Raw genomic sequence first — 18,144 nt, forward strand, 5'->3', positions numbered from 1 at the left:
CACCCGGTTGCAAACGATAGTTTTCCTGTATGTTGCCATGCGCTTTATAGTGGCGGGCTCTACTCGGTTGAAGTCAAAGGAATGCCAACCATGCGCCTACGTACGCTGCTTGCGGCAATCGGCACCAGCCTGTCGCTGACCTCGGCACTGGCCGCACCAAGCCAGCCAGCGCCCCCTGCGGATAAACGTATTTCGGTAACGGTCGAGGGGGCCGGGCCAGACGTCATCCTGATTCCCGGGCTGGCCTCATCCCGTGAGGTATGGGCAGGGCTCGCCAGCGCCCTGCGCCAACAGCACCGCCTGCACCTGGTGCAGGTTGCAGGCTTTGCCGGTTCGCCTGCCGTGGCTGCGGGGGATGGGCGCGTAGCCGCACCGGTGGCCGAAGCGGTCGCAGACTATATCCGCAGCCAGCACCTTGCAGCGCCGGCCATCATTGGCCACTCGCTGGGCGGCGAGGTTGCGTTGATGCTCGGGGCGCGCTTTCCCGAACAGGTAGGGCGGCTGATGGTGGTAGACGCGATGCCGTTCTACACCTTGCTGATCGACCCCACTGCCACCGCCGAAGCGGCCGTGCCGCAGGCTGCGGCCTTGCGCGATGCGACGCTGGCGGCCCCGGCGGAGCAGGCCGAAGCCATGCAGCGCAGCGCCATCGCCCGGCTGGTCAAGACCGAGTCGGCCAGGCCGGCACTGGCCGAAACGGCGCTGCGCTCGGACCGCAACACGGTAGCCAACGCCACCTATGAGCTGATGACCACCGACCTGCGCCCGGAACTCGCCCGCATTCGGGCGCCATTGGAGGTTGTGTATGCCTATGACCCGCTGTTCGGCATTCCCGTTGAGTGGGTTGATGGCACCTTCCGCAACGCCTACGCCAGCGCACCCGGCGCCAGCTTCAAACGTATCGATGGCAGCTTCCATTTCGTCATGCTGGACCAGCCCCAGGCATTCGCCACGGCAGTCATCGACTTCCTTGGCCGCTGAGGTGCGGTGACGAGTGGGTGGAGGCTTCAATGCGTTGCCGTTGGCAACATCTGTTCGGTTACCGCCCATAACCACCACTTGGCGCCTCAAGCCTGCGCCGGCACCTCCGATAGCAGCACACCCACCGTCGAATCAGCGACCAGAAGTGGTGCCAACAAGGAGTACTGCCCGCATGCTTGCCAACCTGAAGATACGTACCGGAATGTTCTGGGTGCTGTCATTGTTCAGCCTGACCCTGCTGTTCTCCACCGTCAGTGCCTGGCGGGCTGCCGTGGGCAGCGACCAGCAGATCACCGAACTGGACCAGACTGCGCACCAGTCGGACCGGTTGAACAACGCGCTGTTGATGGCAATTCGCGCCAGCGCCAACGTGTCGTCAGGCTTTATCGAGCAGTTGGGCGGCCATGACGAGAGCGCTGGCAAGCGCATGGCCTTGTCGGTGGAGTTGAACGACAAGAGCCAGAAGCTGGTAGACGCATTCGTCGAAAACGCCCGTGAACCCGCCCAGCATGCACTGGCCACCGAACTGCAGGCCACCTTTGCCGAGTACGCCAAGGCAGTCGCCGGGCAGCGTGAGGCGACCCGCCAGCGTTCGCTGGAGCAGTACTTCAAGGTCAACACCGACGCCGGCAACGCCATGGGGCGGTTGCAGGCGCTGCGCCAGCAACTGGTCGGCGCCTTGAGCGAACGCGGCCAGCAGATCATGCTGGAATCCGACCGTCGCCTGGCCCGCGCCCAACTGCTGAGCCTTGGGCTGCTGGGCGTTACATTGCTGCTGGCGGTGTTGTGCTGGGCGTTCATTGCCCAGCGCGTGCTGCACCCACTGCGTGAAGCCGGTCGGCATTTTCAGCGCATTGCCGGTGGTGATCTGAGCGTGCCGGTACAAGGGCAGGGTACTAACGAGATCGGCCAGCTGTTTCACGAACTGCAACGCATGCAACAGAGCCAGCGTGACACCCTGGGGCAGATCAGCAACTGTGCCGGGCAGCTGGACGCAGCCGCCACGGCGTTGAACGCGGTTACCGAACAAAGCGCCAACAACCTGCGCCAGCAGGGCCAGGAACTGGAGCAGGCTGCCACCGCTGTTACAGAAATGACCACGGCCGTGGAAGAAGTTGCGCGCAACGCCATCACCACCTCGCAAACCACCAGTGAGTCCAACCAGCTGGCCGCGCAAAGCCGCCGGCAAGTCAGCGACAACATTGACGGCACCGAGGCCATGACCCGCGAGATCCAGACCAGCAGCGCGCACCTGGAGCAACTGGTTGGGCAAGTGCGGGACATCGGCAAGGTGCTGGAAGTGATCCGCTCGGTGTCCGAACAAACCAACCTGCTGGCGCTCAATGCCGCCATCGAAGCGGCCCGCGCGGGTGAGGCCGGCCGCGGTTTTGCTGTGGTGGCGGACGAGGTACGCACGTTGGCCTACCGTACGCAGCAGTCGACCCAGGAAATCGAACAGATGATCGGCCGTGTGCAGGCTGGCACCGAAGCGGCGGTGGCCTCGATGCAGGCCAGCACCAACCGCGCCCAGTCGACGCTGGACGTAACCCTGGCCTCGGGGCAGGTGCTGGAGGGTATCTACAGTGCGATTGGCGAAATCAACGAGCGTAACCTGGTGATTGCCAGTGCGGCCGAAGAGCAGGCCCAGGTGGCGCGGGAGGTGGACCGCAACCTGCTGAACATTCGCGAGCTGTCGGATCAGTCGGCGGCGGGGGCGCAGCAGACCAGCGAGGCGAGCAAGGCAATGGCGGGGTTGGTAGGGGAAATGACGGCGCTGGTGGCGCGGTTCAGGGTCTGAGCCGCACGGCATGCACTGGGCGTGTAGGAGCGGCCTTGTGTCGCGAAAGGGCCGCAGCGCGGCCCCGGCAACTCATGCGGCGACGCTGAGATTGCGGGGGCGCTTCGCACCCCTTTCGCGACACAAGGCCGCTCCTACAGGTATTACGCTGCCTTTTCGGTGGGCAACCTCAACCCGGCTGCGCCGCCAGGCTATTGCTCACGTTACGGCCCAATACCAGCACCGTGACAAATCCACAGCCCACCAGCGCCGTGGCCAGGCTCAACAGCACGGCCGTGCCCATATGGTCGACCACCTGCCCGCCGAAGAACGAACCCACAGCGATGATCACCTGGAACATGGCCACGAACAGCGGCATGCCACGTTCCACATCCTTGGGCGCCACCACGAACATCCAGATGTTGGCGCAGGCCGGGAAGGCACCAAAGGCGAAGCCCCACAGGGCGATCAGCATCGCCGCGCCAGTCATGCTGGTGGCGAAGTGCGGGAACAGGGCGGTACTGACGGCAATCATGAACGCGACCAGCATCAAAGTGTGCCGCACGCTGCGGTTGGCAGCAAAGCCGGCGAAGATGTTACCCATGAAGCCCGCCACGCCATACAGCAGCAGCAACGAACCAATGGTAGGCCCGTCAAAGCCGGCATTCTGCTTGAAGAACGGCGCCACATAGGTATACGCGGCAAAGTGCGCCAGGCCGATCAGCAGCACGGCAATCAAGCCGACGCGTGCTTGCGGGTTGATGAACAACGCCGGCAGGTCGCTGACGCGAATGGCCTTTTCCGGCATCAGCCGTGGCAGCAGGAACACCTGTGCCAGCAGTACCGGCACGCCCACCAGTGCGGTAACCAGGAAGGTCATGCGCCAGCCCATCAGGCCACTCAGCCAGGTGCCCACCGGCACGCCCACCACGGTCGCCAGGGTTACGCCGGCCATGATGATCGAGTTGGCCTTGGCCACACCCATGCCATCAGGTGCCAGGCGGCCGCTGAGTGCGATGGCGGTGGCCCAGAAGCCGCCGATGCTCACACCTAGCAGCACGCGGCCGACCAGCAGCAGGTTGAAGTCGCCGGCATAGGCGACGATGGTATTGGCGATGATCATGATCAGCGTCAGGCCGATCAGCAGGTAGCGCCGGTCCAGCGCACCAACACCCACGGAAATGATCGGGGCGGCCAGCGCGGCCATGATGCCGGGCAGGGTTACCATCAAGCCGGCCAGGCCGGCACTGATACCCAGGTCACTGGCCACGTCGTTGAGTACGCCCACCGGCAGGAACTCGCTGGTGACCAGGGCAAAGGCGCCGACGGCGACCGAGAGAATCGCCAGCCACTGCTGGGTGACGCTCTGTTGATTGTGTTCGGGGACGGCCCGAGGGGCCTGGCTGGCACTTGGCATGGTGTCGGATTCCAAGGAGGGATGTCGCCTGTAGCAGGCGCAAGAGGGGGGATTCGGCGGCGATTATAGGGGGCACGCCTGCCAGGCAGACAGGCGGCTCGGGTGATAGTAATCATCAGCGCAATCGATGAAACGCCTTGCGCAGAGCGGCCGCTATCGGCCGCGCCCCAACAGCGCCGCCCCCGCGCAGGCCATGGCAATGGCGGCAATGCCCAGCCACTGGGTCAACGTCAGCACTTCGTTGAGGATCAGCCAGCCGGCGATTGCCCCTGCTGCCGGCGAAGCGCTGAGCAGCACGCCAAAAATGCTTGGCGGCAGGTGGCGCATTGCGTACATATCGAGCAAAAACGGCACTGTACTGGAAAGCAGGGCCACGCCCAACCCTACCATGAGCACCCACGGGGCCAGCAGCTCAACCCCGGCGTGGTTGACGCCAAGCGGTACCCCCAGCAGCGCCGCGAACAACATGCCGGTGGCGACAGACTGCTTGCCATGAACCGCGACTTTGCTGCCCAGCACCACATACAACCCCCACGCCAAGGCGGCAGCGAGCGAGTACATCACCCCACGCGGGTCCAGGCCCTGGCTGTCCGTCCCCCAAGGCAGCAAGGTAAGCCCGGCGCCCGACAAGGCGATCCACAGCAAGTCGATCCGCCGCCGCGAAGACAGCAAGGCCGCCCCAAGCGGGCCGATGACTTCGATGGAAACCGCAATACCCACCGGGATATACAGGAAGGCGCGATAGATCAGGATGTTCATCAGGCCCATCATCAGGCCATAGCCCAGCAGGTGCAGCATGTTGGCCTGGCGCCAGATGCGCCAAGGGCGCAGAAGCGCCAGCAAGATCAGCGCCGACAGGCCCAGCCGCAAGGCGACCACGCCCTCGGGCCCAACCAGTGGAAACAGGGTCTTGGCCAAGGCCGCCCCGGTCTGCACCGATACCAGCGCCACGATGGCAGCACCGACCGGGGCGAAGGTTCCAGCATTTTTTGCGTCCACGCGTGGCTCCAGCAACATTCGTGGCGCCATTTTAGTGCTCGGCCTGCGAAGCAATTGCTGTGAAAATAGGCCCCTGATGAGTGAACTGCTTTCTTTGGAACCCGAACATGAGTGACTGCACCAACCGTCCGCTGGACAGCTTCGATCACGCGATCCTGCGTTTGCTGCAGCAAGACAACAAGACTTCGCAGCGCGCTATTGCCGAGGATATCGGCCTGTCCACGCCCGCCGTGCAGCGGCGGGTTGCGCAGATGGAGGCCAGTGGGGTGATTGCAGCCAACACCTCGGTGATTGCCCCGGAAAGTGTTGGCCAGATGATTACCGCCATCGTCGAGTCGCGCCTGCGCGACGACCGTTCGCTGGTAATGGACCGGGCCAAGCGCTATTTCGCCAATGTGGCGGAAATACAGCAGTGCTACTTCGTCAACGGCGGCGTGTCATTCATCATCGTCATGCTGGCGCGTGACGTGGCGCATTTCGAAAAGCTGGTGCGGCTGCACTTTGCCGACAACGAAGACATCCTGACCTACCGCACGCTGATTGTGCTGGACAAGGTCAAGGTGGGCCTGGGTGTTCCAGTCTAGCGGCTTGTTGTCCAGGCACGACCCCGCCCAGCACCATCTGGGTGACTGTCCTGGTAGCCAGGTCGTAGTCCGACTTGTCAGGTGCGGGTAGGCCCCTGACCTGCGCCATCTGCCAGGCCAGGTTGCTGTAGGTGCGGGTTGCCGACCAGATGAAGATCATCAGGTGCTCAGGGTCACAGGGCGCCAGCCGGCCAAGCTCGATCCAGTTGCGCAGCCAGGCCACGTTGCGCCGGGCCTCTTCCTGCAACATGTGCTTGCCCGCCTCGGGCAGGCGTTTCCCCCCTGACAGCAACTCCTGGCTGAACACGGTGGCAGCGAACGGGTGTTCGCGAATGATGCGGATGCGCGCCTTGATATAGGCCCGCAGGCCAAGCACCGGGTCGTCGCTGTGGCGCAGCGCTGCCGAGGCCTTCAGCAACGGCTCGAGAAAGCTCATCAGCACCTGGACGTAAAGGTTTTCCTTGCTCTGGAAGTAGTAATAGAGATTGGCCTTGGGCAAACCGGCGCGTTCGGCAATGTCGTGCGAATGGGTGGCGGTGAAACCGCCCACGGAAAACGCTTCGCTGGCAGCCCTCAGTATCAGCTTGAGGTTCTTGCGTCGTATGCCGGGGTTGCCAAGCGACTGATCAAGCGCGCCGTGTTGGGCGGCACCTTGGTCGTTGGCAGGGTTCGGTGTATCGGTTTGAGCGTACATCAAGGCGTCATCTGGGCTTTCGGGTTTCGGTGTATAAAAAAGTATATAGCGAGTGTCATGTTTTTAGCGAGGCGTTGCAAGGCAGCGCTGTGCACGAGGTGTAAGTGCATCGGCAATGGCGGAAATGTGGCGAGGGAGGCGGCAGGGGCCTCGATGAAGCCCCACCAGCCTGATCACGCAGGTAACAGCAGCCGCAGCAGGCCGGTGATGACAATTGCAAACAGCACCACCGGCAGGATGGAGTAACGGGTCGCGGCGTATACGGTCAGGCCCAGCGCAATCAGGTCGGCCGGCTGCCCGGTCACGAACTTGGGTGCGATCACTGCAATCAGCACGCAGCCGGGCGCGGCGTTCAGCACCTGGGTCAGCTGCGGCCCCAGGGTGCGCTTGCGCAGCAGGACAAAGCCCAGCGCACGGGTCAGGTAGGTGACAACGGCCATACCGATGATGGTGGTCAGCGTCGCGACGTCGATCATGGCTTGGCCCACAGGTAGGCGGTTACCAGGCCGGCCACGGTGCCTGCAAGCACGTACCAGCCGCCGGGGATCAGCAGGTAGAACAGCGCTGCGGTGAACAGACTGAACAACCACGGCAAGGCGGCATGCACACCTTTCCACATGCCCTTGAGCAGCACCAGGAAGACGGCGGCGAAGGCCATGTCGAAGCCATAGCTGCGCAGGTCGCCGAGCAGCGGCCCGGCTTGCGCGCCGAGGCTGGTGAAGGTGACCCACGTGGCCCAAAGGCACAATGACACACCCATGAAATAGCGCAGGCTGAAGCCACCGCGCTGGCGTGCATCGGCCAGGCCCATGGCCCAGCTCTCGTCGCACATGAAGAACAGCGCCCCCAGTGCCTTGGGTAGTGGCAGGTGATGCAGGTACGGCGCCAGGGTGGCGCCCATCAGCAGGTGGCGACTGTTGACCAGCAGGGTCATGGCGACAATCACCAGGATCGCCGGCGGTGAGGTCCATAGTTCGATGGCGGCGAACTCCGATCCACCACCGAAGTTGAGCCCGGTCATCAGCGCCACCGCGCCAGCTGAAAGCTGGTGTTGGGACGCCTGCGCGCCGAGTACCAGGGCGAAGGGGATGAAACCCAGCAGCACCGGCAAGGCGGCAATGGCGCCACGGCGCAATTCGCTTGGCGGTGTTGTGGCGGGGGGATCGCTCAGTACAGGTTCAAGGGTATTCATGGTTTCCTCCGGTGAAGGAAAATTATTCCAATGAATCGCTGGAATTGGCTTGCGTAGTTGCAGTGGGGTAGCGAGGATTTGGCATCTACTGCTTGTAATCCCAAAAAGGATGTAAACCAATGCCAATCAAGCTCGATGCCATCGATCGCCGTATCCTGCGGGCACTGCAGCGTGACGGCCGGTTGCAGAACCAGGAGTTGGCCAGGCAGGTGGGGTTGTCTGCCTCGCCGTGCCTGCGTCGGGTGCGGTTATTGGAGGAGGCGGGGGTGATCGAGCGCTACGTGGCATTGCTCGACCCGGCGAAGGTAGCGCTGGGGCTGACCCTGTTCGTGCGGGTGTGGCTCAAGCGTCAGGATCAAGATACGACGGATGAGTTCGTCGAGGCTGTGCGCCTGTTGCCAGAGGTGGTGGAGTGCCATGTGATGGCGGGCGATTGTGATTTGATGCTGCGGGTGGTAGCGGCGGACCTGGAGGCCTATCGCCGCTTCCAGGTGAAGCACCTGACCAGTTTGAGCGTGGTGCAAAACGTGAAGACCGAAGTGCCGATGGAGAAGATCAAACTGACCACCGAACTGCCGGTTTAACCACGGCATGCCCCCAGCGTTATGAACGGGATTGTTCAAAAGTCTCAAAGCTTGCGCAATCCCTGTGGGAGCGGGCGAGCCCGCGAAGAATGCAACGCAGTGCATGGCACCGGCTTTGCCGGTGTTCGCGGGCTAGCCCGCTCCCACAGAGTTCCGGTTAAATCAGTAAGTTATGTGCAGTTCCATGAGCGCGGCCTGGTGTCGCGATGGGCAAATTCATAACGGATTGTGATCCCAGGCATCATGACAATATATTTATCCTTATCAATGCCAGGCCCTAGCATCTGAACCCCGCCAACGCCCATCACCATGAGGTCTTGATGAACAGTTCGCTCTTCGTATCCCAACGCACCGCCGCCTTGTTGTTGCAGCATTGGCGCAGTGGTGAACTGCTGACGGAACTGCCCGCCAGCCTAAAGCCCGAGACCTTGAAGCAAGGCTACGACAGCCAGGACCAGCTGTTTGCTGCCGCGGCGGGCCAGCGTTGCGGGTGGAAGCTTGGCGTCGGCAGCCCGGCTGGCATGCGCGCGGCCAATCTGTCCCGGCCCCTGGTCGGCCAGCTGGAAGAAAAGCGCTGCCACGCAGACGGCGTGCATATCCAGCTACCGGCTGTGACGCCAGTGACCATCGAATGCGAAGTTGCCTTCGTTCTGGACCGTGATATCCCCCCGCAAGCCGGGCGCGCGCCGGTCAGTGAAGATATCCGCGCCACTTGCGTCACCTTCGAAGTGGTGCGCTCGCGTTTCGTCGACCGCAAGGCTGTTGGCTGGCCGAGCTTTGTCGCCGACAACGTCGGCTTCGAGGCACTGGTAATCAGCGATAGCCTGGGCGCAGGCATCGATGTGGCGCTACTGGCCGACCTGGCAGAAACCACCGAGGTGTATGTAGACGGCGAATTACGGGCGGGTGGTTTGTCCGGTGATGCAGCGACCGACCCGCTGGTGTCGCTGGCCCACCTGTATGCGCACGCCGCCGAGCGCGGGCAGACCCTGAAAGCGGGTGACGTGGTAACCACGGGCGCCATGTGCCAGCCGTTCGACCTGAGCCAGACAGGGCATCAGGTCAGTGCCAGGTTCATTGGCCGGACGCTGTCGTTCACGCTGTAACGATCGACCACTGTTCGAACGCTGTCTGCATTCTCTGCCGTGTTTGCGCGTCGGCGGGGATCAAGTGTTCGATGCGCAGTGACTGCACGGTTATGTCCTGCGGCATGCCGAAGGTGGTAAATGTGGACAGGAAGCTCAGTTCGCCATAGGGCGTTCGCACACGAGTCAGCAGCACGGGGGTGGCCGCTGCAGCATCAAGTCGGCTGCCCGGGGCCGGCAAGCCTCGCAGGCGCTCTGCCAGCGTCGGGTTGCCGGCGGCCTCCCTGCACGCACGTTGCCAGGCAGCGGCGCGGATTTCTGGCGCGTTGGCCAGGTGGTCACCCAGCCCACCGGGGCACAGCAGTGTCTGTAGCAGATTGAGGTCGGTCGCGGGCTGTGCGGTAACGCCGGCCATCGCCAGCAGCAGCCCGGTGCCGGTATTGGCGGCGATTACATCCCAGTTGCTGTCGATGACGATCGCCGGTGCGGGGTTGTTCACCTGCAGGATGTGTTCGATCGCAGTATTGACCAATGCCAGTTCCGGCGCATCGAGCGGTGAGGCAGCGTAGCGGGGTGCGTAGCCGGCGGCGACGAATACTTCGTTGCAGTGCTCCAGCGGCGCACCAAGCGCCGACAACAGGGCATGCAAAGTGCTCGGGCTGGCCCTGGCGCGCCCGGTTTCCACACAGCTCAGATGACGCTGCGACAGCCCGGCCAGCAACGCCAGGTCCAGCTGGCTGAGGTTGGCCTGCCGGCGCAGATGACGCAGATGCTGGCCAGCCGCAGTGTGCGGGGCAGGGGTATGTCGATGGAACAGATGCTCGTTCATGCGTTGCCCTTATCGTCCTTGAGTGCAATGTCCATGACCTCACGGGTCATTGAGCGCAGGCAACCCTATCACTACTGTGCCGGCAAACCCTACCAAGGAGCGTGACATGGGCTTGCGTATCTGCGCACTGGCGTTGCTGGTGCTGTTTTCGCTGTATACCGGCTGGACGATGCTGATTGCCGAGCAATCGCTGCTGGCGTTCGGCTTGGCGCTGCTGTCGCGGCCGGATACCGCCCAGGTGGTGATTGACCTGTACCTGATGGCAGGGCTGGCGTGCTGCTGGATGGTGCGGGACAACCGCCTGCGGGGCAGCGCCGCAGTCTCGGTGTTGCCATACCTGCTGCTGACCGCGGTATTCGTTTCGCTGGGGCCGTTGGCGTACCTGGTGACCAGAGGCGTTGCCGAGGGGCGACAGCCATTGTGAATGCTGTTCTACGGCGTCGGGGTTATCTACCTGGTTTTTCGCGCCCTCAGTGCAGCGAAGCTTTGCACCTGACCCAAAATATTGCATGAGTCATCTTGATGCTTTCACATAGCAGTACTAATACTTAAGCACTGCCGAAGAGGGATGATCATGCAGACGCGCTTCGTTGTGGTGCCCGCAGTGCCAATCCAGAAAGAGGTTTACCCACGGCGGCTCGGTTTCCCCGCCGCATTGGGGGAGGGCTATGATCTTTACGACACTCAGGAAAAGCTGCGTCTGAGCCTGAATTTTTCTACCCGTGCCCAAGCCGAATTCGAATGTGCTAGTCGCAACCGCTGCGGTGATGCCGGTGATGCCGATTTTGTCGGAATTGGTTGATTGGTTTCGAACACGCAGGCGAAGCCTGGTCGCGGCGTTGGCAGGCTCCGTATGGGTGGCATGGTGTTCACTCCTGCGGGGCTGCCTGAGCGGTTGAAACCTGCACACCGATGAAGTGCCGGATAATGGATGAGCGGCCGTCATTCAATCGACACATTGTCGCGTTAGCGTTGAGACAGGAGCCGTTCCAGGGCTCCGGCCCAGCCAGTCGAACCGGGATGACGCATGAAGGCAATGGACAGCGCTACAGCCAGGCGCAAAGGCATCAAGCTGCGGGCCACGGTGATCTACCGCAAGGACGGCCAGGTACTGTTCGTGCGCAAGCGCAACGCCAAGTGGAACCTGCCCGGTGGCCGGGTCGAGCCCGACGAGACCCCGCTGCAGGCTGCGCGGCGCGAGATGGCCGAAGAAACCGGCCTGGCCTTCGACGAACTGCGCTTTGTCAGCGAGTATCGGGAAGACCGTGTCATTCACTACCTGTTCGAAGCCCGCAAGGCTGCGGACAAGCCACGGCCGTTGAACGAGATAGACGCCTGCCGCTGGATCAAGCCGCGGCAGGTGGCCAAGCGCCGGGTCAGGCGGCCGATCAAGACCTTGCTCAGGCGTTGTGCGTAGTCGCAGGATTGTGCGAGCCCCTGTAGGAGCGGCCTTGTGTCGCGATGGGGCGCAAAGCGCCCCCAGGATTTCAGCTTCGCCGCAGATATCGCCGGGGCCGCAGTGCGGCCCGATCGCGACACAAGGCCGCTCCTACAGGCCTGCGTGATGCCTCTGATCAATAAACCTGCGGCACAATGATGTCCATCGGTGTCGGGTTGCGGATGTAGTCTTCCTTTCTGAGCCGCTGTGGCAGCTCGATCGTCGGCACTTGCACTTCTTCATAGGGCATTTGCCCCAGCAGGTGATGGATGCAGTTGAGACGGGCCTTCTTCTTGTCGTCGGCCTGCACCACCCACCAGGGCGCTTCGGCAATGTGGGTGCGCTCAAGCATGATTTCCTTGGCCTTGGTGTAGGCCTCCCAGCGCCGGCGGGACTCCAGGTCCATGGGGCTGAGTTTCCATTGCTTGAGCGGGTCGTGGATACGGCTGAGAAAGCGCAGGTGCTGCTCCTGGTCGGAAATGGAGAACCAGTACTTGATCAGCTGGATCCCCGAGCGGGCCAGCATGCGTTCGAACTCCGGCACGGTGCGGAAGAATTCTTCGTACTGGTCGTCATTGCAAAAGCCCATGACCTTTTCCACGCCGGCACGGTTGTACCAGCTACGGTCGAACAGCACGATTTCGCCGGCTGCCGGCAAATGTGAAACATAACGCTGGAAGTACCACTGGGTGCGCTCGCGGTCGTTCGGGGCGGGCAGGGCGGCCACCCGGCAGACCCGTGGGTTGAGGCGCTGGGTAATGCGCTTGATGACGCCGCCCTTGCCGGCAGCGTCGCGGCCTTCGAACAGAATCACCACTTTGTGGCCGGTCTTGACCACCCAGCTTTGCAGCTTCACCAGTTCGCCCTGCAGGTGGAACAGCTCGCGAAAGTACGTCCTGCGCGCTGCTTTTTCGCTGCCGTCCTCGACATGTTCATCGAACAGCGCATTCAGGTCATGGCCGTCTTCGGCCAGTTCCAGTTCAAGCTCTTCATCGCTGTGATCAAGCAGCTCGCGGTGAATGCGCCGCATCAGGTTGTGCTCGGTCGGGGACATGGCAAGCGCTCGTGCGGGGGAGGGATGGCAAAGTGATAATCGCCTTCGGTTACCAAGGCATGACATCAACCTGCCGTCATGGCACAGGCAAAAAGCTCTACCTCGCGGCCCGCCACTCAACCGTCACAAAGCTGTAACACAGCTGATGCAAAGTGTGCCGGCCATCACACGGAGCACATTTTGATGAAACGCCTGATGAAGTCCGCTGCACTCGCTGTTGCCGTATCCCTCTGCGCTACTTCGGCTGCCTTTGCTTCCGAAAACGTTCGCCTGACCGGTTCCGGCGCCAGCTTCCCTGCACCGATCTACCTCACCTGGTTCAAAGACTTCAGCAAGAACACCGCTGGCGTCACCGTTGACTACCAGTCCAAGGGGAGCGGGGCGGGTGTACAGGACTTCCTGAACAAGACCGTCGACTTCGCCGCCAGTGACTCGGCCATGAGCGAAGCAGACATTGCCAAGGTTGGCGAAGGCGTACAGCTGCTGCCAATGACCGCCGGTGAAATCGTGCTGGCCTACAACCTGCCGGGTAACCCTAAAGGCCTGAAGCTGCCGCGCGATGTGTACTCCAACATCTTCCTCGGCAAGATCACCCAGTGGAACGACCCGCAAATCGTTGCGGCCAACCCTGAGCTGAAACTGCCTGCCACCCCGATCACCGTGGTCGTACGTGCCGACTCCAGCGGCACCACCGCCGTTTTCACCAAGCACCTGTCGGCCATCAACGCTGACTTCAAGCAAGGCTTGGGTGAAGGCAACACCGTCAACTGGCCGGCCACCGACAAGTTCATCAAGTCGCCGAAAAACGATGGCGTAACCGCTACCGTCCGCCAGACCCCAGGCGCCATCGGCTACATCGAGTACGGCTTCGCCAAACTGGCCAAGGTCGACTTCGCCGTGCTGCAGAACAAGGCTGGCCAATATGTCGTGCCAAACGCCGAGAGCGGTGCCGAAGCACTGGCTGCGGTGAACATGCCGGAAAACCTGGTGGCCTGGCTGCCGGACCCGGACGGTGCCAAGTCCTACCCGATCACTTCCTATACCTGGATGATCTTCCGCAAGGACAACGGCAACCCGGCCAAGGCCAAAGCCATGCGTGAAATGGTCGAGTACAGCCTGACCAAAGGCCAGACCATCGCCGACTCGATGGGCTACATCCCGTTGCCTGCGTCGGTTGTCGACCAGGTGCGTAAAGCGTCGGCCAACATCCAGTAATACCCAGGCGCCCCCGGCATCGGCATGAAGCCCTGCCGGGGGTGTTTGTCCCTTGTCCCGGAACTCGCTCATGAACACACCCTTTGCCATACCGGATAACCCCGACTCCGCGTGCCAGCCACCGTCTGCGAAAGACTTCCTGGTTGACCGTACCTTCCGTGCGCTTGCACGCATTGGTGTGGTGCTGGTACTGGCGCTGGTCGTCGCGCTGGTCTACGAAGTGGGCCGCAAGGCACTGCCAGGCATTGAAAAACACGGTTTTGACGTGCTGTTCGGCAGCGTCTGGGACGTTAACCAAGGCAAGTACGGTATTCTGCCAGCGATCTGGGGCACGCTTTACAGCGCCCTTATCGCACTGTTGATCGCCGGTTTCTTCGGCGTCAGCATGGCCATTTTCCTTACCCAGGATTTCCTGCCGGCACGGCTGGCTGCCGTGTTTCGCACCATTGTCGAACTGCTCGCCGCCATCCCCAGCGTGGTGTATGGCCTGTGGGGCATCTACGTGGTCATCCCGGCCATCCGCCCGCTGACCACCTGGTTGAACAGCGAACTGGGCTGGATCCCGTTTTTCGGCACCTCCCTGAGTGGCCCGGGCCTGCTGCCTGCGGCGCTGGTGCTGGCGATCATGATCCTGCCGACCATTGCCGCCGTTTCCCAGGACGCGCTCACCAGCGTGCCGATGAAAACCAAGCAGGCTGCCTACGGCATGGGCACCACGCACTGGGAGGCCATCCTGAAAGTGATGGTGCCATCCGCTGCCACCGGCATCTTCGGTTCGCTGGTGCTGGGCCTGGGCCGCGCACTGGGTGAAACCATGGCGCTGGCGATGCTGGTCGGTAACGCGAACACCATTTCCCTTTCTCTATTCGCCCCGGCCAATACCCTGGCGGCGTTGCTGGCGCTGAACTTCCCGGAGGCCGGCCCGAACGAGGTCGAAGTGCTGATGTACGCGGCACTGGTGCTGATGTTCATCACCCTGCTGGTGAACGTACTCGGCTCGATGATCATGCTCTACGCCCAACGGGGTAACAAATAATGACTGACCTCAGCACCCCGACAACCGCTTTGCCCAGCCTGCAGCGCAAGCTGGAAGGCCGTGCCCTGCGCAGCCTGATCCTGACCACCGTGGCCTGGGTGGCCGCACTGGTGGCCAGTGTGCCGCTGATTTCCGTGCTGTACATGCTGGTTACCCGCGGTGGCGCACGCCTTAACCTGGAAGTGTTCACCGAGCTGCCGCCTACCGGCTTCGAGATGGGCGGCGGTTTCGGCAACGCCATGGCCGGTACCTTCGTCATGGTCGGTATCGCGGCAGCCATCGCGGTACCGGTCGGTATCCTGGCAGCGGTGTTCCTGGCCGAACTCGGCCCGGACAGCAAGCTGGCCAACGCCGCACGCTTTGCCGCCAAGATGCTCACGGGCCTGCCGTCGATCCTGGCCGGTGTATTTGCCTACGCCCTGGTGGTGATGACCACCGGTACTTACTCGGCGCCAGCCGGTGGCGTGGCCCTGGCGGTACTGATGCTGCCAATCGTGGTGCTGACCGCCGAAGAGTCGATGAAGATGGTGCCCAAGATCATGAAGGATGCCGCCTACGGCATGGGTTGCACCCGTGCGCAGGTGATCTGCAAGATCGTCCTGCCTACTGGCCTGCCCGCCATCCTGACCGGCGTCATGCTGGCCGTGGCCCGCGCCGCTGGCGAAACCGCACCGCTGCTGTTCACCGCGTTGTTCAGCAACTACTGGATCTATCACGACGGCAGCCTGGCCGTCATGAACCCCACGGCCTCGCTTGCCGTACTGATTTACAACTTCTCCGGCATGCCGTTCGACAACCAGCTGGAGCTCGCCTGGGCGGCCTCGCTGGTACTGGTGATGATCGTGCTGGTAATCAACATTCTTAGCCGTGTATTCGGCAAGCCCAAGTATTGAGAAAGGGAGCATCCAAACTTGAACGTATCCACCGCGAAAAAGGCCGCTCCCATGGTCAACGAAGCCCCCATCGTCATGGACTGCAAGCTGGACAAGATCTTCTACGGCAATTTCATGGCCGTACGTGACAGCCATGTCCCTATCCGTAAAAACGAGATCACCGGTTTCATCGGGCCGTCCGGCTGCGGCAAAAGTACCGTGCTGCGTAGCCTCAACCGCATGAACGACCTGGTCAAAGGCTTCCGCTTTGAAGGGCATGTGCACTTCCTGGGCCAGGATGTCTACGGCAAGGGCGTCGACCCGGTAGTGGTGCGCCGCTATATCGGCATGGTGTTCCAGCAGCCCAACCCGTTCTCGATGAGCATCTTCGACAACGTCGCCTTCGGCCTGCGCCTGAACCGCTACAAGGGCGACCTGGGTGACCGCGTGAAGCACGCCTTGCAGGGCGCCGCCCTGTGGGACGAAGTGAAGGACAAGCTCAAGGTCAGCGGCCTGTCGCTGTCCGGCGGCCAGCAGCAGCGCCTGTGCATCGCACGCGCCATTGCCACCGAACCGGAAGTGCTGTTGCTGGACGAGCCGTGCTCGGCACTCGACCCCATCGCCACCCGCCGCGTGGAAGAGCTGATGGTCGAGCTGAAGAAGGACTACACCATCGCCCTGGTGACCCACAACATGCAACAGGCGATTCGTGTGGCTGACACCACGGCGTTCTTCTCGGTGGATATTTCCCAGGGCACTCGCACTGGCTACCTGGTGGAAATGGGCCCTACGGCGCAGATCTTCCAGAACCCGCGCGAACAACTGACCAGTGACTACATCAGCGGCAAGTTCAGCTGAGTCACGCACAGCCAAGGTGGCCGGGTGTTGCAACCAGGGAGGTTGCAGCACCCGGCCGCGTTACCTTCCGTTAAAGTGTTACCCGGGATTTCCAATGCAAGCGATGCGTCGTCTTGATCTGTCAGCGGTAGAGCGCGCACTGCGCGAGGTGCAGGGGCGCTTTGCCGAACTCAGCCAGCATTTCACTGAAGCGCGGGACCCGTTTACCGACGAGGTGCTGCTGAATGTGCTTGAAGGCTATGCCCTGATTGACGACTATGTCGCTCGCGGTATCGACCTGTTCGACCTGCAACAGCTGAACCTGATGCTGGAAATCAATGCCACCGTGCTGTGCGGTAGCGACCCGGCCCGCCGCCTGGAATTCGCCCCGCACCTGGCAGCAACCGAGGCGCACTTTTTCAACAACGTCGAAGGTGGCATCAAGGATTTGTACAACTGGTACTGCTCGTACCGCAGCGATTCCATCTGGAAGCGGGCAGCCGGTGTGTATGTACGAATCCTCAGCAAGCCGCAGCTGTTCATCGAAGGCAACAACCGCACAGGGTCGCTCATTGTCAGCTACTTGCTGATGCGTGCCGGGCTGCCGCCATTCGTGCTGTCGCTGGATAACGCCGAGGGTTACTTCAACCCGTCCTCGGTCATACGCAACTCCGCCAAACACGGTGTCAAGGCTTTGTACGAACTACCCAAGATCAAGAAAAAGTACGCCGCTTTCCTTGAAGCGAAGGCGCCTGAGCCCGGCAAGTTCTTTTTGCGCGGCACGCACGTGCCTGCCTGTGAGGGGAGCCGCTGATGCAACAAGTCTCCATGTTGGAACGCGGGCGGCAGGCCATCGAGCGCAAGCTCAAGCGCGGCCAGGTACGTATTTCGTTCGATATCGACGACACGCTGGCCTGCCAGCCCGAACACGCTGCCGCCGAGGACAGCAAGTTGCCGGGCTTCGTCCACCGCTGGCTGGGCGAGCCACTGCGCAGTGGCACCCGCGAACTGATCCGTGACCTGCGCCGCCAGGGTTGCAGCATCTGGATCTATACCTCTTCCGGGCGCACCCCGGCCTACATTCGCCGCTGGCTGATGCTTTATGGCATTCATGTTGACGGTGTGGTCAACAGTGACCGGCACCAGCACATCCTCGCCCAGAATGGGCTGGAGAATTCGCCGTCCAAGCTGCCATCGGCGTTCGATATCGATTTGCATGTGGACGATTCCGAAGGCGTGCGCCTGGAAGGCGTCGACCACGGTTTCCGCGTGGTGGTGGTGTGCCCGAAGGATGAAAACTGGGCGCAGAAGGTGAAGGCTGCGGCGGTCGATGTGCAGGCGCGGCTGGCCTGGCAGCAACCGCATCGGTATGAAATGCCCGCGTGCCAGCGTTCGCAGGCACTGGCTTCCTAGAACGTTTGCAGGTGCTGCGACGCGTTACTTGTAGGAGCGGCCTTGTGTCGCGAAAGGGCTGCGCAGCAGCCCCAACAATATTTGCATCACCGCTGAAATCCTGGGGCTGCTGCGCAGCCCTTTCGCGACACAAGGCC

Annotated in this window: 21 protein-coding genes; 14 read left to right on the forward strand and 7 right to left on the reverse strand. The window is 62.2% G+C overall.

The window, feature by feature from the left end; translation table 11 throughout:
- Positions 1 to 90: 90 nt before the first annotated feature.
- The gene (locus ACQKPZ_RS12620) at positions 91 to 981 is read left to right on the forward strand and encodes an alpha/beta fold hydrolase (protein WP_427538397.1); all 891 of its coding nucleotides are present in this window, start codon (positions 91 to 93) and stop codon (positions 979 to 981) included.
- A gap of 172 nt (positions 982 to 1,153) precedes the next feature.
- Positions 1,154 to 2,779 (forward strand): methyl-accepting chemotaxis protein, encoded by a 1,626-nt coding sequence (locus ACQKPZ_RS12625; RefSeq protein ID WP_427538400.1) that lies wholly within the window; start codon positions 1,154 to 1,156, stop codon positions 2,777 to 2,779.
- A gap of 169 nt (positions 2,780 to 2,948) precedes the next feature.
- Here the strand turns inward: ACQKPZ_RS12625 and ACQKPZ_RS12630 are convergent, their stop codons facing one another.
- Together ACQKPZ_RS12630 and ACQKPZ_RS12635 are read right to left on the reverse strand one after the other, a co-directional pair.
- Complete coding sequence (locus ACQKPZ_RS12630; RefSeq protein ID WP_427538403.1) at positions 2,949 to 4,175, reverse strand: MFS transporter; 1,227 nt, start codon at positions 4,173 to 4,175, stop codon at positions 2,949 to 2,951.
- Between the two features lie 153 nt (positions 4,176 to 4,328).
- Positions 4,329 to 5,174 (reverse strand): EamA family transporter, encoded by an 846-nt coding sequence (locus ACQKPZ_RS12635; RefSeq protein ID WP_427538406.1) that lies wholly within the window; start codon positions 5,172 to 5,174, stop codon positions 4,329 to 4,331.
- Positions 5,175 to 5,281: 107 nt separating this feature from the next.
- Between ACQKPZ_RS12635 and ACQKPZ_RS12640 the strand changes: the two genes are divergently transcribed.
- Positions 5,282 to 5,758 (forward strand): Lrp/AsnC family transcriptional regulator, encoded by a 477-nt coding sequence (locus tag ACQKPZ_RS12640; RefSeq protein ID WP_427538409.1) that lies wholly within the window; start codon positions 5,282 to 5,284, stop codon positions 5,756 to 5,758.
- Here ACQKPZ_RS12640 and ACQKPZ_RS12645 read toward each other — a convergent pair.
- From ACQKPZ_RS12645 to ACQKPZ_RS12655, 3 genes are all read right to left on the reverse strand, one after another.
- On the reverse strand, positions 5,730 to 6,452 hold the full coding sequence (locus ACQKPZ_RS12645; RefSeq protein WP_427538412.1) for a TetR/AcrR family transcriptional regulator: 723 nt from the start codon (positions 6,450 to 6,452) through the stop codon (positions 5,730 to 5,732). The genes ACQKPZ_RS12640 and ACQKPZ_RS12645 overlap by 29 nt on opposite strands.
- A 173-nt stretch (positions 6,453 to 6,625) precedes the next feature.
- A complete protein-coding gene (locus ACQKPZ_RS12650; RefSeq protein ID WP_427538414.1) occupies positions 6,626 to 6,928 on the reverse strand; it encodes an AzlD family protein in 303 nt (100 codons plus the stop codon).
- Positions 6,925 to 7,644: an AzlC family ABC transporter permease gene (locus ACQKPZ_RS12655; RefSeq protein ID WP_427538417.1), complete on the reverse strand. Its 720-nt coding sequence runs from the start codon at positions 7,642 to 7,644 to the stop codon at positions 6,925 to 6,927. The genes ACQKPZ_RS12650 and ACQKPZ_RS12655 overlap by 4 nt, the downstream gene beginning before the upstream one ends.
- 119 nt (positions 7,645 to 7,763) lie before the next feature.
- Between ACQKPZ_RS12655 and ACQKPZ_RS12660 the strand changes: the two genes are divergently transcribed.
- Entirely contained in the window at positions 7,764 to 8,228 is a 465-nt protein-coding gene (locus ACQKPZ_RS12660) for an Lrp/AsnC family transcriptional regulator (protein ID WP_391134379.1), read from the forward strand.
- Between the two features lie 320 nt (positions 8,229 to 8,548).
- A complete protein-coding gene (locus ACQKPZ_RS12665) occupies positions 8,549 to 9,334 on the forward strand; it encodes a 2-keto-4-pentenoate hydratase (protein WP_427538420.1) in 786 nt (261 codons plus the stop codon).
- Here ACQKPZ_RS12665 and ACQKPZ_RS12670 read toward each other — a convergent pair.
- Positions 9,324 to 10,142: a helix-turn-helix domain-containing protein gene (locus tag ACQKPZ_RS12670; protein WP_427538423.1), complete on the reverse strand. Its 819-nt coding sequence runs from the start codon at positions 10,140 to 10,142 to the stop codon at positions 9,324 to 9,326. The genes ACQKPZ_RS12665 and ACQKPZ_RS12670 overlap by 11 nt on opposite strands.
- 106 nt (positions 10,143 to 10,248) lie before the next feature.
- Here ACQKPZ_RS12670 and ACQKPZ_RS12675 point away from each other — a divergent pair, with 106 nt between their 5' ends.
- From ACQKPZ_RS12675 to ACQKPZ_RS12685, 3 genes are all read left to right on the forward strand, one after another.
- The gene (locus ACQKPZ_RS12675; protein ID WP_427538426.1) at positions 10,249 to 10,566 is read left to right on the forward strand and encodes a DUF2834 domain-containing protein; all 318 of its coding nucleotides are present in this window, start codon (positions 10,249 to 10,251) and stop codon (positions 10,564 to 10,566) included.
- Positions 10,567 to 10,710: 144 nt separating this feature from the next.
- Positions 10,711 to 10,944 (forward strand): hypothetical protein, encoded by a 234-nt coding sequence (locus ACQKPZ_RS12680; RefSeq protein ID WP_427538429.1) that lies wholly within the window; start codon positions 10,711 to 10,713, stop codon positions 10,942 to 10,944.
- 225 nt (positions 10,945 to 11,169) lie between these two features.
- Positions 11,170 to 11,559: an NUDIX hydrolase gene (locus ACQKPZ_RS12685; protein WP_403195642.1), complete on the forward strand. Its 390-nt coding sequence runs from the start codon at positions 11,170 to 11,172 to the stop codon at positions 11,557 to 11,559.
- Positions 11,560 to 11,716: 157 nt separating this feature from the next.
- Here ACQKPZ_RS12685 and ppk2 read toward each other — a convergent pair whose 3' ends face one another.
- Positions 11,717 to 12,634, reverse strand: coding sequence for a polyphosphate kinase 2 (ppk2, locus tag ACQKPZ_RS12690; protein ID WP_427538432.1), 918 nt, complete (start codon positions 12,632 to 12,634; stop codon positions 11,717 to 11,719).
- 183 nt (positions 12,635 to 12,817) lie between these two features.
- Between ppk2 and pstS the strand changes: the two genes are divergently transcribed.
- From pstS to ACQKPZ_RS12720, 6 genes are all read left to right on the forward strand, one after another.
- Positions 12,818 to 13,849: a phosphate ABC transporter substrate-binding protein PstS gene (gene pstS / locus ACQKPZ_RS12695; protein ID WP_427538435.1), complete on the forward strand. Its 1,032-nt coding sequence runs from the start codon at positions 12,818 to 12,820 to the stop codon at positions 13,847 to 13,849.
- A 70-nt stretch (positions 13,850 to 13,919) separates the two neighbouring features.
- Positions 13,920 to 14,885 (forward strand): phosphate ABC transporter permease subunit PstC, encoded by a 966-nt coding sequence (gene pstC, locus ACQKPZ_RS12700; RefSeq protein WP_391134356.1) that lies wholly within the window; start codon positions 13,920 to 13,922, stop codon positions 14,883 to 14,885.
- A complete protein-coding gene (gene pstA / locus ACQKPZ_RS12705) occupies positions 14,885 to 15,778 on the forward strand; it encodes a phosphate ABC transporter permease PstA (RefSeq protein WP_403195634.1) in 894 nt (297 codons plus the stop codon). Before pstC ends, pstA begins: the two co-directional genes overlap by 1 nt.
- 51 nt (positions 15,779 to 15,829) lie before the next feature.
- Positions 15,830 to 16,615 carry a phosphate ABC transporter ATP-binding protein PstB gene (gene pstB, locus ACQKPZ_RS12710; RefSeq protein WP_218583469.1) on the forward strand — a complete coding sequence of 262 codons (786 nt, stop codon included), beginning with the start codon at positions 15,830 to 15,832 and terminating at the stop codon, positions 16,613 to 16,615.
- 94 nt (positions 16,616 to 16,709) lie between these two features.
- Positions 16,710 to 17,408, forward strand: coding sequence for a hypothetical protein (locus ACQKPZ_RS12715; protein WP_427538438.1), 699 nt, complete (start codon positions 16,710 to 16,712; stop codon positions 17,406 to 17,408).
- Entirely contained in the window at positions 17,408 to 18,007 is a 600-nt protein-coding gene (locus ACQKPZ_RS12720; protein ID WP_201207023.1) for a hypothetical protein, read from the forward strand. Before ACQKPZ_RS12715 ends, ACQKPZ_RS12720 begins: the two co-directional genes overlap by 1 nt.
- Positions 18,008 to 18,144 lie beyond the last annotated feature (137 nt).

Source organism: Pseudomonas sp. NPDC089547 (assembly GCF_050280665.1).
GTDB lineage: Bacteria > Pseudomonadota > Gammaproteobacteria > Pseudomonadales > Pseudomonadaceae > Aquipseudomonas.